This window comes from Paenibacillus sp. IHB B 3084, from assembly GCF_001447315.1.
Classification (GTDB): Bacteria; Bacillota; Bacilli; order Paenibacillales; family Paenibacillaceae; genus Paenibacillus.
The window spans coordinates 4,483,044-4,498,813 of sequence record NZ_CP013203.1 but is presented as its reverse complement, the minus strand read 5'-3'; the positions used below and the strand labels follow the sequence as shown (position 1 = coordinate 4,498,813).

At 39.4% G+C, this 15,770-nt stretch carries 15 protein-coding genes; 2 read left to right on the top strand and 13 right to left on the bottom strand.

What is annotated here, in order from left to right; translation table 11 throughout:
* Positions 1-132 precede the first annotated feature (132 nt).
* Both ASL14_RS21105 and ASL14_RS21100 read right to left on the bottom strand, forming a co-directional pair.
* Entirely contained in the window at positions 133-516 is a 384-nt protein-coding gene (locus ASL14_RS21105) for a hypothetical protein (protein WP_223264078.1), read from the bottom strand.
* A gap of 386 nt (positions 517-902) precedes the next feature.
* Positions 903-1,301, bottom strand: a complete 399-nt coding sequence (locus tag ASL14_RS21100) for a hypothetical protein (protein WP_134913333.1) — start codon at positions 1,299-1,301, stop codon at positions 903-905.
* Between the two features lie 118 nt (positions 1,302-1,419).
* Between ASL14_RS21100 and ASL14_RS21095 the strand changes: the two genes are divergently transcribed.
* A complete protein-coding gene (locus tag ASL14_RS21095; protein ID WP_134913332.1) occupies positions 1,420-2,460 on the top strand; it encodes an IS630 family transposase in 1,041 nt (346 codons plus the stop codon).
* A 13-nt stretch (positions 2,461-2,473) separates the two neighbouring features.
* Here ASL14_RS21095 and ASL14_RS21090 read toward each other — a convergent pair whose 3' ends face one another.
* From ASL14_RS21090 to ASL14_RS28850, 6 genes are all read right to left on the bottom strand, one after another.
* The gene (locus tag ASL14_RS21090; protein WP_134913331.1) at positions 2,474-2,710 is read right to left on the bottom strand and encodes a hypothetical protein; all 237 of its coding nucleotides are present in this window, start codon (positions 2,708-2,710) and stop codon (positions 2,474-2,476) included.
* A gap of 314 nt (positions 2,711-3,024) precedes the next feature.
* Positions 3,025-3,621: a DUF2441 domain-containing protein gene (locus ASL14_RS21085; RefSeq protein WP_134913330.1), complete on the bottom strand. Its 597-nt coding sequence runs from the start codon at positions 3,619-3,621 to the stop codon at positions 3,025-3,027.
* Between the two features lie 424 nt (positions 3,622-4,045).
* Positions 4,046-4,138, bottom strand: a complete 93-nt coding sequence (gene comI, locus ASL14_RS27495) for a competence inhibitor ComI (protein ID WP_007431380.1) — start codon at positions 4,136-4,138, stop codon at positions 4,046-4,048.
* Positions 4,139-4,691: 553 nt separating this feature from the next.
* On the bottom strand, positions 4,692-6,050 hold the full coding sequence (locus tag ASL14_RS21080) for a HEPN domain-containing protein (protein ID WP_134913329.1): 1,359 nt from the start codon (positions 6,048-6,050) through the stop codon (positions 4,692-4,694).
* Positions 6,051-6,268: 218 nt separating this feature from the next.
* Positions 6,269-7,153 carry a TOPRIM nucleotidyl transferase/hydrolase domain-containing protein gene (locus ASL14_RS21075; protein ID WP_237171588.1) on the bottom strand — a complete coding sequence of 295 codons (885 nt, stop codon included), beginning with the start codon at positions 7,151-7,153 and terminating at the stop codon, positions 6,269-6,271.
* Positions 7,054-8,046 (bottom strand): AAA family ATPase, encoded by a 993-nt coding sequence (locus ASL14_RS28850; RefSeq protein WP_134913327.1) that lies wholly within the window; start codon positions 8,044-8,046, stop codon positions 7,054-7,056. The genes ASL14_RS21075 and ASL14_RS28850 overlap by 100 nt, the downstream gene beginning before the upstream one ends.
* A 380-nt stretch (positions 8,047-8,426) precedes the next feature.
* Here ASL14_RS28850 and ASL14_RS21065 point away from each other — a divergent pair.
* Positions 8,427-9,583, top strand: a protein-coding gene (locus ASL14_RS21065) for an IS3 family transposase (protein ID WP_248844508.1) whose coding sequence is annotated in 2 segments (ribosomal slippage) — positions 8,427-8,682 and positions 8,682-9,583 — 1,158 coding nt in all. Because the reading frame shifts where the segments join, the coding sequence is not laid out codon by codon here.
* 24 nt (positions 9,584-9,607) lie between these two features.
* On the opposite strand, the gene ASL14_RS21060 is transcribed toward ASL14_RS21065, so the two are convergent.
* From ASL14_RS21060 to ASL14_RS21040, 5 genes are all read right to left on the bottom strand, one after another.
* The gene (locus tag ASL14_RS21060) at positions 9,608-9,874 is read right to left on the bottom strand and encodes a hypothetical protein (protein ID WP_134913326.1); all 267 of its coding nucleotides are present in this window, start codon (positions 9,872-9,874) and stop codon (positions 9,608-9,610) included.
* Positions 9,875-10,044: 170 nt separating this feature from the next.
* Entirely contained in the window at positions 10,045-10,467 is a 423-nt protein-coding gene (locus tag ASL14_RS21055; RefSeq protein WP_134913325.1) for a GNAT family N-acetyltransferase, read from the bottom strand.
* A gap of 170 nt (positions 10,468-10,637) precedes the next feature.
* Complete coding sequence (gene xerA / locus ASL14_RS21050) at positions 10,638-11,777, bottom strand: site-specific tyrosine recombinase/integron integrase (RefSeq protein ID WP_134913324.1); 1,140 nt, start codon at positions 11,775-11,777, stop codon at positions 10,638-10,640.
* Positions 11,778-12,083: 306 nt separating this feature from the next.
* Positions 12,084-14,147, bottom strand: coding sequence for a methyl-accepting chemotaxis protein (locus ASL14_RS21045; RefSeq protein WP_134913323.1), 2,064 nt, complete (start codon positions 14,145-14,147; stop codon positions 12,084-12,086).
* Between the two features lie 385 nt (positions 14,148-14,532).
* Positions 14,533-15,528 (bottom strand): ABC transporter substrate-binding protein, encoded by a 996-nt coding sequence (locus ASL14_RS21040; protein WP_134913322.1) that lies wholly within the window; start codon positions 15,526-15,528, stop codon positions 14,533-14,535.
* Between the last annotated feature and the right edge of the window lie 242 nt (positions 15,529-15,770).

Below are 15,770 nucleotides of genomic sequence, written 5' to 3'. Positions count from 1 at the left end.
AGGGGTTGTCTGCTGAAATTCCTCCTCGAAATTCACCTCGCAGACCCAGGTTCCAAAGGAGCCGCAGCTTGAATATTATGTTAACTGAAGTTGTATACATCATTGAGTTACATATATATTAAAAATACTACCTTAAAATTTGACTTCCTTCTCATCAAATATATGCCCTTCTTTATAATATTCAATGTTAATCCTTCTTTTCTTATAATTTACTTCATAATAAACGCCCAATGCATATCTACATACATGTTCCGGAAATGTCTTTCCATCAAAGGACCAAACATCATCATAACTGTCTTTGGTCAAAGCAATTAGTCTGATTCTGTCACTTTCTTTCTCTTCTTTTGTTCTATCGGATTTTTTCATCTCAATCGCTATTAAATTATCTTGATTAATGTTATTCCCCCGGCTATGAACAATAAGATCGCAATTTATCTTAACTCCAACATCCTTAGGTCCATAAATAGTTTTTACAATTGTTTTGATTTTCCCATTTTTATTCCGATTATATTCCACGTCTACCTTGTATTCTGCAAATTATGTTATTTATATGTAACATTAGTGCACCACAAAGCGTCCTCTCAGAAACTTTAGATATAAATAAGTCAAGATCACTTTTTAAAAAATCTCTATTTGCCTTCTCGAATATTTCAATAAGTCTTTCTAGCAATGTGTACCTCCGAATATTTAATTTTTGATTGTTTATAAAGCAATTTCAGTTAACGTTTCTGTATTCACGACGCTTGGCGAACGCCAAGTGTGTCCGGGCTGCTTCTGCTTCCTGAAGTCCTTCTGCCGGACCGTGGCGTATGCCCGATGCGTGAATATAATGTTATCGGGAGTTGTGACTTCATCGAAATACTTAATACAACTTATGCTTTTATATTAGCCATATATTTTCTCTACATTAAATGATAGTTTCCATCAATTAATTCTCCGTATTCTCCTAAATCTCCATAACGCGCCATTATTAAAGTCCCATCAATACATTCATTTAGTAGTATAAAATTTGCGTAGCTTGAGGGAAAAAAACCTGAAATTTTGAATCTTGGCTCGCTTAATCTTTCAGTTATATAATTCTCAAACCCATAATATTCAAACTCTATCTTTCTTCCTTGATTAGAAAGAAATAGTTCTTTCTTTTCATCAAACCTTAATTCTGAATATTTCTTATTTGTAAGCTTACCTATAATAAAGTCTTTATAAAATTTTCTATATATACTTCTATATGCCAAATAATTAATAATTACAGCACGTTGTGTATGACGAGCATCTAAGAAAATCGCTATCACCGGAATCATAAGTAATATATGGATTATAATATAAAAAAAGTAACTATATAGAACGCAATTAATAAGCTACCAAATTCACTTCAACCGCCAAATCGAGTAATAAAGGGTAACTCACCACAAGGCGGCGATGAAGATGAACAATGAAGAAATCGAGTATTTGAATACAGCGATGAAAGAGGTATCAGACAAACGACTCTACGAAAGGTATCTGGCGGTCCGACTTCGTCTGGAAGGCCATACACTGAAAGAGATCGGTGATATACTCGGACGTGCACGTCAAACCATCAGCCTCTATTGGCACACCTACCAGAAACAGGGCCTGTCCGGTCTTAAAATGGATCACTCTCCTGGACAACCGACAAAACTCACGGAGGAGCAGCGTCGTCAGTTAGCCGCGATGCTGGAGCAGCATCAACCAGCCGATGTAGGTTTTGAAGCTCGGTATACCTGGACACTTCCGCTAGTGGCGGAGTGGATCAAGCAGGAGTTCGGTGTCACCATGAGCGTGCGTGGGATTAGTGCGATGCTGAAGCGGATGAACTTCAGTTTTACCAAAGCCACCTATACGCTAGCTAAAGCCGATGAAGACGCCCAAGCCTTTTTTAAAAAGCACACTTTTGCTGAGCTCAAGAGGCAAGTGGAAGCCGAAAAGATCAATCACTTGCTCTTTGAAGACGAGTCGATGATTCGCTCTTATCAAGCGTTGCAGTACAATTGGTTCCCGCGCGGCCGACAACGCAAAGTGCCTACGTACGGTAAACACGAAGGAGCCAAATTGTTTGGAGCCATTAACTATGAAACCGGTCAGGTGCATCACCGGGAAGAAGAAAAGGCCGACACAGAAGCCTTTATTCGATTTCTCCAGGATCTTCTCACTGCATATCCGAATGGAAAAATCGCTTTAATTCTGGATAACAGCCGGATTCATCATGCCATAGAGTTACAGCCTTTTTTGGAGGAACACTCGCGTCTGCAATTGGTTTTTCTGCCGCCTTACAGTCCAAACCTCAATCCAGTTGAAGGGCTGTGGTTGTGGCTCAAAGCCGATGTAGTGAACAACGTCTTTTTTGAAAAATTCTATAAGATTAAACTTCATGTCAGTCAATTTATGAAGCGAATCAATCAGCAACCGTTGGAAACGATTGATCGCCTGCTTGTCAGGTTATGATCTTAATTGCGGTCTATATAACTATTAGTTTACTTTCAAAAACATTATTTAAAAACACAAAAATATTACTTGTGTCTGATGCACTTGCCCAGGAAAAGAAAAAGCCAATAATTAGCGTTGAATAGATAAAATTTGCTACGCCTTTAAAGATATTTTTACGAAGACTCATTTCTCCAATATTTTTATGAACTAATTCTTGAAATCTTGCTCTCTCAATATACATTTCAGTCTTGCTTAAAATCTCACTCAATATTTTCTCCTCCACTTAAACTTACTAGTATATATTTCAATTAACTAAATGCATGCATTTTTCTTGTTGTCCGTATTAGTTTTGAGTGTTTAATATCCTTTGTTACAATTTCCGATAACGTTACCGTATTCACGACGTCCCACCGACTTAAGGACCCTCCAGGGTCCGGCTGCGCTTGCGCAGTTAGTCGGTGCGGATGTGTCCGCTGAATCCACTTCTCTGCCGATCATTATCTCGCGGACCGAGGAGCCGCCAGGCTCCGATGCGTGAATATGATGTTATAGGATGTCAGCGTCTCCTTTGAAATACTCAGATTATACTAATGTGAAATCATCAATTATTTCAACAACTTCAATTTTTCCATTAATCAGAAGCTCAGGAAGTTCGTTTTTTACATTTCCCTTCCAATATTCTCTAGCCTGTTCGATTTTTTTTGAAAATGATGCTCCGTCTACCTTTGGTAATAGGTTCCCATCACCTTCAAAATAACTCCCTGTTACTCGTAGCTTAACAATCTGCAAAACTTTCCGATTAAAAGAATCAAATATCTCCTTCCATTTCAAAGCATCCTCATAACTTCTCGCAGCATATAAGCAAGACAATCTAGAAGGATAATCCGGATATTCTTGTAATCTCACCATTTCTACTATTACTTCTCTAACAGATCTGATCGTTTGTCCTGCATACTTCATCGTTGCTGCAGCGTTCTCTTTATCCAGCTTCAATCCTTCATTTGAAAAATGATCATGTAAAATCTTAAAAATATCTTCACCGTTATTATTTGTATATGTCTTCTCAAAAAAGAAATGATACAGGTTGTTCTTCTGGTTTTTGTCAAAATTGATAATCTGTCCAGGACTCATTTCTTTCCTAGTCACAATATGATAAACAAGCATTTCGTTCTCATTCATAGTCTACCTCCGTTTGACCTTAACGTAAAAAAACAATTCAATAAGTAACTAACAATATTGATTTTGATATTTAATTTTTACGCTTATTTCCTATAACGTTCTCGTATTCACGAACCCGTAGGGTTGTCTGCTGAAATGCCTCCTCGAAATCCATCCCGCAGACCAAGGCTCCGTTAGGAGCCGCAGCTTGAATATTATGTTATATGATGGGAATGCTTCTTCGAGATTTCTCGTTAACCTCTTCTTTTTTCATTTGGATACTCATTTTATTTTGATTCATCTTTTCTGATGTGTTATCATATTCTTAAATAAAGACCAAGTGCGTCGAACACTTGGTCAGTACAATTGGCTTGGATGGTTTATCCCTTCTTAAGTCATTGGGAATAAAAAACCCACCTTTGGCGGTCAACCTTGGGGTGGGTTTTTACTTTCTCTTGTTGTTATTGATGTACGTTAAAAGTGCAAGAATAAATGTTCCAAATAACAGCATCAGAGTCATCGCATCTTTCACTTCCATGGTTTCACCTCCTTTCGAAGGGAAACCATACCCACCCAAGATTCAATTGTATCTATATTTTACCTGCATTTATTTCTGCGCACAAGTGTTCTTATCTGCTTTCTTGTACTTTCTTTTCTTAATCCATATTTGTTTTCCATTTCTATTATATAACGTTCCTGTATTCACGACTCAGCGTATGCTGAGTGTCCGGCGACTGCCGGAACCAGGACGAATGTCCGCAGCGTGAATATTATGTTATGGGATGTTGACCTCTTCTTTGAATTGCATTCGAATCAGTCTTTGTTCTTACATCTTGTTTAGAACTCTTATTATTCCATCATGAAAAATTTTGATTACCTATTGATTTTCTTAATAAATTCATGCAATCGATAAAATAATTAAAAGGTATAATATTACAACTTGCCTTTGCTTTAAATTACAGAATCTGATCCATAATTCTCTTGGCACAAAACAAGCGTTTGGACTGTTTCAAAGCAGAAAAATTGTCATGTAGAACATGGCTAAGATCATTACGTATGCAAAGAGTTCGATTTTATAAATATAAATTATCTTATGAAAATTTTTTCAATTCAAAAAATCTATCCATGTCCGCATCTTCTTTCCAATCTTGTTCTTTGGCGCAAATCAAGAAGTTTTGACTAATATCAAAAAGCAACTGTACCATTTCTTTTATAATTATTTCATCCATATCATATGACATGATTTCTTGACCATGAGTAACTCTACTACGCTTGTCATACACCTTTTTTATATTTTTAAAAATTTTTATTCTTTCCTCAGCAGAAGCGGACTCATTTAAGTATGACACTCTTTCTGCGATTGTATTTGTTACACTGTCAGGAACTCTTTCAGGATTTAAAAGACTTTCAAGAGCAATAGAATATGAAACCATAGAATTAGAAATATTTATACCTTTATTACCGACATGAAACCAGTGAAGAAAACGTGCGAATCTTATCTCCCAACTTTTAGCATCACCCTCTAAAGTACGAAACATTCTACCAATAAAGCTTAAATCATCTTTTGTCAAATCATCCATATTTAAAAAGGATTCACGCATTTGAAAAAGTTCACTTTTATTTATTTTCTTCAACGGCGAATGAACTAAGAATTGTTTTGAGTCATAACCATACTCATGGTTCTTATTTTGATAAATCTCACAATAATCATTTATTGTAAGAAAATCTGGCGCTATATATCCAGAAGTTATTTCTTTAAATTTTAGGTAGCTAATCGTGGATGCAAATAAGTCTATATATTCATGTATTCTCTCAGTTGATTTATAACCATGTTGGTGAGTCCATACCGAAAAAAGGATTGGAAGATCAGAAATATCAATCTCGTCCTCTTCATCATAAGAATTCTTCCAATGTAAATAGTCTTCAGTCCAGACTACATCGTCAGTAAATTTAAAGTAAGGAGAGCCATAATCATTGCTTGTTGAATCAATCAATGTTTCTAATTCTTCACTTAACATCCCTATAACTACGTTCTCTATCTTGAATATCTTTTTTGTCGTAATACCTTTCACAGGTACAATTGTTAAGAGTGGTGGTATTTGTTCTTGAAGTCTATCTCTCAACTTTGTAAAGGATTCAATAATGATAACATCACTATTCCCAACATGATTTATCGCTTCTTTCATGACAATTAAGATAACATCATCAAGCGAATACTTGTTATGTACCTTTTCCGATTTTAATAACCACTTTGAGACTTCATCAAATTTGCTTTTGCATGAACTCGAGAAAACAGCCTTCTTAGTGGGAGAAAAGTAAATTTTATAGATAAGTTTTCCTGCCTCATCCTCTTCTATTGCTGGTAAATCGAACACAAAAAAATCGTTAGGCACAATTTCAATTTCATTTATAGCTAAAACATATAGTTTTTTTGCTTCATCTCTATTCATTCTCGTCTTCCTTTACATATATTTTATTTTTCTGACTCTTTCTTTTATTCAAACAGAGAAGATAGCAGTTTAGTCAATTTCTTATAACGTTCCCGTATTCACGACCCAGCGCACGCTGGGTGTCCGGCGAATGCCGGACCAAGAGCGAATGCTCGCAGCGTGAATATTATGTTATACGACGGAACATTACTTGAATTTACATGAAGTATTTGATTCGATTATTGTTTGGAACATGCTTGTTCTAAAGTTTCAATTCCAACGAATTTCTTTAGAGATGTTGGAAAAATTCCCTCTCCGAATTCTGATGTTTCTTGGAGTTTAGTCCATATGCCTAAACTGCTTTTATCATTTGATTCGTAACCTATCACAGCTTCTAACTTAGGAATGTTGAAATGTATTTTTTCCAAAGAAGCTTCTTTAATTAATCCCCAATTTGTAGTAACCATTTGTCGTTTTGTACTGTCACTTAGAGGTTTGCCTTTAGAATTAAATTCTTCTAAATCCAATATCCTTTTTGTGTATAATTCACTTTTCTTTAAATCTTCAAGTGAATCAAATAAAAGTTCTGAAATGAAATTGTTTTTGAAGTCAAAATCATTTATACAAAAAAAGTCCACTCCAAGATGTTTACATAACTTAACCAAGATTCTGGCTGTAATCTTACCATGATGAGGAATTATAGAAATGTTTTTAAAGTTTAAGTATGTCTCTGAATACATAGAATCTTTAGTTAACAGATATACCTTTTTCTTTATAATTTCTTTGTAGGTCAGTAAATCATTTGGCCCCTCTACTAAAACCACCTTTTGACTGAACACAATTTTATTCAAATTTGGCTCTATCATTTTAATGTAATTATTAAAGTCTGCTACTTGATCCAAAGAGAAACCTTCTAAATCAGCTTCTGAAATATTCTCATCTGGTTTGTTATATTTCAAAATTGTTTCGTGTGCTTCATCATCAAATTCAAAACGAATAAGTCCTCGTGTATCAAAAGCATCTATCATTTTGTCCGAGTGAGTACTATAGATAACTTGATGCCCTTTTTCTGCCAAGTTACAGAGGACAGTTTTGTAAAAGTACTCTTGATGATTTTCATGCAAGAAACTTTCAGGCTCTTCAAATAAAAATAAACATTTATCACTCTTGTTGCTCTCAGCAATTGCTTGATGATAGCCATAACAAACATAGAAATATATCCATCACCGAAATGATCTATAGAAATAAGGTTTTCGGTATCACCATTTAAACCGATTTTAAAAATCATATCCAAAAAAATATCTTCATAATCAGGCAATTCAAAACCTATAAAAAAATTACTGTCTCTTAGGTTTGTTGAATAATTTGACCTTATATCCTCAAGAAAACTGTGTAACTTCGAATCTGCTAGAACCCTATCAGTTGAATCCTTCACTTCTCCTTCAAAAGTTTTTCTTTTTCCTTTCATATTCGCATCTGCTTCAACAATTTTCTTAATATGTTTCGCTAAAAACGAAGTAAGATTTCCCCAGGTAGTCTTCTTTGTTGATAACTCTTTTTTTACATCATGAAAATTCACATAGAAAATCCTAAAATACTTTGCTGCTCCCGAAGCATCAGGATTTTTTGTTAATTGTTCCTTGTCACGAAAAGATCGGACTCCAGCGTGCTCAATTTCATTATCCACTACGCTTATTCTTAATGAATGAAATCCTTTAAGCTCTGCTTGGTTTCCGTCTCCTTTAACTTCTATGCTGCTTTCAATTTCAGTTTCAATAAAAGGACGATTATTGTAATCACGGTTGTGAAAATCGTTAATTGTGAATGTATCCTTATTAACATTTTTCTCTTTTATCCCATATAGAATTGCGTTGAGAAAATTTGTTTTCCCTGAATTGTTATACCCAACGATAGCTACAGGTTTCTTATGATTCTGATCAGGAAAATGTATTGTCTGTCTTGTTCCAAATGATCTATAGTTTTCAACACTAATGCTTTTTATTCTAATATAGCTCATAAATATCCTTCTCCTTATTTATTTGTTCTGTCGTATAACGTTCCTGTATTCATGAACCCCGAAGGGTTGTCTGCTGAAATGCTTCCCTGAAATCCTTCTCGCAGACCAAGGCTCCAAAGGAGCCGCTGCTTGAATACTATGTTATGTGTAGTTATCACTCCATTGATTGACACCCTAATTTACGCCTTCCAACCCATCTCTTTATACAATCTTCTAATCTGTTTTATAAAACTATCATCTTCCCTTCCCTTATTTATAATCTCTTCATCGGTGGTTACAGCCCATCTAAAAATTTGTTCAATACTGATGCTAAACTAAAAAGTGGACACCGAGAATCGAGAATGCGAGAATAAAATCAAACACATTCGAGGTGCTTCCCTATGAGTAAAAACTACGACAAGGCTTTTAAAGTTCAAACCGTTCAAATGATTCAAGAAGAAGGTAAACCTGTCTCTCAAGTAGCGAGAGAATTGGGCATCTCCGCGAACACGCTGTATCGTTGGGTAGCTGAACACAACCAAGATGGGAAACAGGCTTTCCCTGGCAGTGGGAACCTGAAGCCAGAGGATCAAGCCACAAGAGAACTCCACAAACGCATTCGTGATCTGGAAGAGGAGAACGATATTCTAAAAAAGGCGATGCACTACTTTGCCAAAGACCGACGCTGATCTTTTCTTTTATATATGATCACCGCTTCCAGTGTCGTGTTGCAAAGATGTGTGCGGTGTTTGGTGTTTCACGAAGCGGCTATTACAGATGGGTACAAACTCGAACGATTCATAAAGAACGACAAAAACAACGGGAAAAGCTTTTACAACGTATCCGCCGGATCTTCTTGGATTCACGCCGTTTGTATGGCAGCCGGAAGATTCATAAAGCTTTGGTTCAGCAAGGAGTTGTCGTGTCACAAAAAACAGTAGTGCGAATCATGAAGGAGCTTGGTTTAACGTCCAGAACCGTGAAAAAATACAAAGCAACTACGAACTCCAAACACCAACTGCCTGTTCATGAGAACCTTTTAAACCAACAGTTTGTTGCTGAGGCTCCAAACGAGGTGTGGATGACGGATATTACGTATATTCCCACCGATGAAGGCTGGCTTTATTTGGCGAGCGTGATGGACTTGTACAGCCGCAAAATCGTAGGATTCCACATGGATTCTCGGATGACTAAAGAGTTAGTCATTCAGGCCCTTGACCAAGCATATCGTGTCCAACGACCGGGCAAAGGGGTTCTGCATCATTCGGATCGAGGGAGCCAATACGCATCTCACGAGTATCAAGCTAAGCTGGTTAAGTACCATATGAAAGGCAGCATGAGCCGCAAGGGGAACTGTTATGACAACGCCTGTATCGAATCCTTCCACAGCGTTCTAAAGAAGGAACTGATTTACTTAGACCACTACAAAACCCGTCGTGAGGCAAAGAAGCAGATTTTCGAATATATTACATGCTTTTATAATGGGAAACGAATCCACTCTTCCCTAGGTTATGTATCTCCAAATCAGTATGAACGATTGTACCGAAAACCCGCTTGAAGTTCTCGACTTGGGGTGTCCATTCTATTGACAGTAGTCCATACTCCCGTAACTACATTTAAATCCTTTGGCCAACTTCAGTATGTTTTCTTTAGTTGCGGCAAATGATAATACTACTCTTAACTCTTCATCTGTCCAAGGTCTCCCCTTATTTTCTGTACTATACGCTTGTTTTTTCTCATATTCAAAAATCAATAATTTCGTTTTGTGGATTACTTGGTCTGTTGTTAGTTCTTCAATTCCTTCATTAAGTAATTCAATTAATCTATCTTTATATTCTTTCTTTTTCATAGATTTCCCCTCCATGATCTTTTCAATAATTACACATAACGTTTCTGTATTCATGAACCCCAAAGGGGTTGTCTGCTGAAATCCCTCTTCGAAATCCAACTCGCAGACCTAGGCTCCATTGGAGCCGCAGCTTGAATATTATGTTATCAGATGTCAGTTCCTTCCTTGATTTACTCAACGTCAATTTTTGTTAACTCCTTTGTCAGTATTATTTCCAGAGGTTCATTCTCAAGCATTAAACATCCAGCATCTCTATATCCAAGCTTTCTATAAAAATGTTGAGCTTCTTCATTTGAAAGTGTTGAGGTCATAACCATTTCAAATCCTTTTTGTTTCATCAATTCTTCCCAATAGTGGACAACTTTTTTACCAATACCTGTTCCTCTATACCCCTCATCTATCCATATCATATTCATAAATGGTGTGTTGTCCCAAAAAAATCCGTATCTCATCCAACCTATTTCTTGATTGGATTCTCTAATTATTAGAATTTCATTTTCTTTTATTTTTGTTTTTATAAGTGTCTTATGTATGTGCTTGTCTCTTAACGAGATATACTCATAATCTGATTCAATCGCAAAATCAATCTTCATTGTAGATCCTCCCATTTCACTCTTTTTCATTGAATATCTTATTGGCTAACACTTAGCACTGATTTCTGATAACGTCTTATTTACGAACTTCCGAAAGAATGCTCTTTTCGTCATATTCACGAACTTCGTGAATCCTGCACTTTTCTCCTTATTCCCGCACTTTCTGCGTTTCAATCGTCCAGCCCGCCCAGCCGATCCAACGGACTTTGAATCCGCCCAATGTCCCGCCTGCTCACATGTGTATACCGCTTCGTCGTTCGCACACTCTGATGCCCCAGCAGTTCCTGAATATAGCGAAGATCGATCCCATTCTCCAGCAAGTGGGTCGCAAAGGAATGCCTTAGCGAATGGATACTCACCTGTTTGCGAACTCCCGCTTCAGCCAGCGCTTTTTCAAACACTTTCTGCGCTGAACGTTCCGTCAGGTGGCGGCCTTCCCTCTGCCCTGGAAACAGCCAGTCTTCCGGCTGCTCCGCCCCTATGTACTGCTCGACCACCGAAAAAGCCGCTTCGGAGAGCAGCGTTTGCCGATCCTTCCTGCCCTTTCCCTGACGGACTTTCAGCACTTTCCGTTCCCGGTCGCAGTCTTCGGGACGCAACCTCACCACTTCGCTTACCCGCAGCCCAGATGTATACGTCAGGTACAGAATAGCCCGATGCTTCGGATTTTTCACTGCTTTCAACAGACGCATGACCTCATTCAGGGACAGCACATCCGGCAGTTTACTCTCCTTTTTCGAACGAACATAGGCGGCGGATTTTGACTGCTTTAGCACATGGCGAAAGTAAAATTTCAGCGCGCTGATCGCTTGGTTAACATAAGCGTGCGAAAGGCCTTTTTCGAGCAGTGCCAGCGCATATTTTTGCACCGCCGCATCATTTATACTTGCCTCGGCTCCTTGCAAATCGGCGAAAAAGCGTTCAATTTGCGATACGTAAGCTTTAATCGTTTTGCTGCTGTAACCCCTTGCCACCAATTCATCGCGCAATTCTTTCCGCCGATCCGGATTCCATTCACCTCGTTCCGAAGAAGAGAGAACCGTATTTCTCTGCGTGCCCCGCTGATCCAGCCATTCCTGGATGTACGGCAGTTCTTTATTCAAGCGCTCTTCGCACTCGAACTCGCAGCTCCGATACGCTTCCAACAGGCTTTCTACAGCCGCGATGCTGTACGGAATCGTCCAGATTTTTTCGTCCGGAACCCATTTCCTGCCCGGTATGGACCGAATCCCTTCTCGCTCCTCGACTCCGTATCGCTCCAACCGTACGCCGATCGTTTTTTCATCCCGATAAAGTAGGTTAATCTTCATCTCGCTTGCCTCCTTAGTATATCAGCCGTTCAAAAAATTGGAAATCTATTTTTGCATAAAAAAGGTACTTAAGATGGATATTCATCTTAAGTACCTGATTCTTTCGGAGCAAATTATTGATCTATTAAGCCCGATTTACGTTACCATAAAATGTTTTACCTTTACTTGTCCAGTTCCTCCGTCACATCACCGAAGAAACAAAAGAATAGCCTGATTATTTTATTAAGAAAATAAGATAAGCCGCAAGAAAGCCCGCGCTGATCGCGGGCTTCGCTGTATATTTAGTCAAAATCATGCCTAGATTTGTTACTCAACCTTAAACTGTTTTAATTCGTCTTGAAGCTTATTGGACAATTGGTTTAATTGTTTGGATAGTTCAGCAACCTGTTCGAAGCTCTCCAATTGTTCCTGCGTGCTGGCGCTAACCTCTTCGGTTGAAGCTGAATTCTCCTCCGTGGTGGAAGAGATGATCTCCAGCGCCTGCAAAATCTCATCTTTGTGCTTGTGGACTTTGGAGGTGTTGTTGCTGATCTGGATCATTCGCAATTTCAAATCTTCCAAATCCTTGTTAATGCTAAAGAATACTTGCTTCGTGTCCTCCACCGATCTGGCATTTTCTTCTGCAATTTTCAGACCATGAACTGTATGCTCAACCGATACACTGGTTTTTTCTTCAATCACACGTACCTTCTTGTAGATTTCCTGTGTCGCCAGTGCAGTCTGCTCAGCCAACTTGCGAACCTCCCCGGCAACAACAGCAAACCCTTTGCCCTGTTCTCCTGCACGTGCAGCTTCAATGGAAGCATTGAGCGCCAGCAGGTTGGTCTGCGTTGCAATTTGGTTGACCGTATCCACGATGCTGGAAATCTCATGACGGCTCAGATCAATCTCCTGAATAATAGACGACATCGCTTGTGTGGAATTGTGATTTTCTTCCGCCCATCTGGATAACTGATCTACTACAGCAAGCCCCTGTCCGCTTTGCTCAGCAGAGATTTGCACCATCGTTTCGATGGCTTTGGCATCATTGGCAATTTCGTCAATTTGGCCGGATAATGCTCCGGTTTTTTGTAAAATGTTATCTGTTTCGATAGATTGGTAGTTCGTTGCATTGGCAATCTCATTAATTGCTGTCGCCGTATCGTTCATCGTGATCGCGGTTCTGGAAGAAATGGATTGCAAATCATTTGAAGACTGATTCAAAACTTGAGCTGAGCCGCCCACCATTTGGAGCATGCCTTGAATTTTTTGAACCATATTGTAAATTCCTTGAGAAATTTGCCCGATTTCGTTATTGGAATGCGTATCAAACTGAACGGTCAAATCTCCATTTTCAATCAGCTTGATTTTTGCAAGCAATTTCGGGATTGATCTCAACAGATAACGGAGCGTTATATAACAAATCACAACGAGCAGGATGGTGGCTGCCGCAAAACCGCCAATGGTAATCCAGGTAAACGCTCTTAATTCTGAGAGCACCTCTTCTTCAGAAATGGTTAAGCCTACAGACCACCCCGTATCTTTACTGGTTGCATACCCGATATAACGACGTTCGCCATTATCATTAATTAGCTGTACTCCGGACTCGCCGGCAATCATTTTCTTTCCGATCTCTCCAAGATCACCTGTGCTTTCATTAATCTTTTCTTTCAGCACTTTATTTTGATCGGGGTGATACAAAATATCACCTGTTTTGGATGCAAGAATCGAATAACCTGTGCTTCCAAGCGAATAGCTTTGCATAACGGCAGGGATGTCTTTGAAAGCAATATCGACAGCAGCAAATCCGATTAATTGGTTACTGCTATCTTTGATCGGATAGAAAATGCCCATGAGCACATTACCCGAATTGACGTCCTTATAGGGTTCTGAGTAGTATAAACCGTCTGCTTCAACAGCTGGCTTGAAGTATGGGCGTGTATGGATATCAAAATCCGGTTTAGAAGCAACACCATCATTCTGAAGAAAGAAGCCTTTACCAGATATTCCTGCAATCCAGGCGTCGGCAAAAGATGGCTCTGCCTTTACAATGGCTGCCAAAGTCGCTACTGTTTCCGCAGCATAAGGAGAAGTTTTCACCATTTCTGCCGATGGGGTGGTTTCTAAATATTGTTTAAAAAGATTGTTCGTTGACATTTGTTTGACAAGTGATCCCTTTTCCTTAAACAACGCATCGAATTGAGTGACAACGGCCTGCGTCTTGGTCTGGAGCATGGCCTCTTGCTGCTTGACAAGTATGCTTTGCGTGCTTGCAAACATGAACGTCCCCAAGGTTGCAAAGACGACAACGATAATGACTAACAAGACCATGGCCAATGTGTTGGCGATGCTGGATGATCTGAATACGCGCTTTTTAATATTTTGTGACATGCTGCCATCTCCCCGAGGAATATTGAGCGAGAAGCTCTTAGATAATATGTCGGAAGTTTGCAGCTGTTTTAATAGGTTTTTAGTATATACAAATTAAGGTATTAAACGGGACCTGGATGCCTATAGTATACAGGAGATGTAGCGTATGTCCCCAGGCTCGATTTCCGTCGACGAGCAACTGGATTAGCTATGAGGAGAACCCTGTAGCTACGGGTGAAGAATAAACTGAAGAATGAACAAAATGGGGAAACAACGAATAGAGATGCAACGAGATAGCAGCCATTCTATAAGCCTATAAAAAAAAGCATGGATGAGAGCGGTTAGACCGCCCCATTCATGCTTGCCATGCACCAGTTATAAACTGGACAGAATACTCAGCCCCGGCTCATTTCGTAATCGCCGCAACAACGTTGTCAACCAACGCTTTTGACGAGACAGGACCGCCAAACGTCCATGTCTTGCTGTCCAATGCATAGGTACGTTTTTCTTTGACAAAATTCAGGCCGTTCCAGACCGAATTATTTTTCAGCGCTGCACCGAAAACATCATCGTCCGGCTGCACAATATAGAGGAAGTTGCTGTCCTGAACGGCAGGCAGCGCTTCAATGCCCACGGTTGAAAAACCATACGTTTCAAGTTTGTCCGGCTTCCAATCGTTAATCAGCCCGATCTTCACCAATGTTCCGACGACTACCGAGTTATCCGAAAACATACGCAGACTGGCCGCATTTTGATAAGTGAACGCCTGTGTCAAACTATAATGAAAGTCCGCTTTACCCGCAGTGGCGAGCTTTTCTTTGGCTTCCGCATAATGCTGATCCAACTCCTTCAGCACCTGCTTCGCTTTATCTTCTTTTCCAAGAGCGACCGCGATGTTATTGAATATCTCTACCATTTTGTCATAATCGTAGCCTTTGCCGCTATTCAGGCTAAATTCGACTGTCGGTGCAATAGCTTTCAGTTGATCATAGATAGCTGCATTTCCATCAACATTGGAAATAATCAGATCCGGCTTCAATGCAGCAATCGCCTCCAGATTGGGCTCGTCGCGCGTTCCTACATCGGTCACGCTGCTGTCCAGCCCCGCCTCCGAAGATACATACTGCTTGTATCCGGCATTATCCGCATTACCAACAGGCTGAACACCCAGCGCAACCATATCCTCCGTAAATGTCCATTCCAGCACGACAACACGCTTTGCCGGGCTGTCGAGTGTGATCTCACCACGATTATGCTTTACTTTCACAGGACCAGCCGCTTCGGCTGGTGTGCTGTCCGGAGTTGCCGTCTGGCTTTCCGATGTATTGCTTGCAGCTCCGCAGCCTGCCAGAACAAGCGCAAAAATCAGCAACATTACAATCCCACTCAAACCTTTTTTCATAGAACATATTCTCCTCGTGTATGTACATTTTATAGATAATGATAATCGTTATCATTTTGGATTATGACGGAGAAATATAATTTTGTCAATGGTAACAGGCAGGATCGAGTATTCAACGGGAACTCAGATATTTTCCGTTTGGGTCAGTGAATTATTAGCAACTTTATAGTAAATGGGTAAACAGCCTGTGTCTGTTTTGTCTAATTTCGAATTTTCATCACTATGGGGTAGCCCTCCCCCAA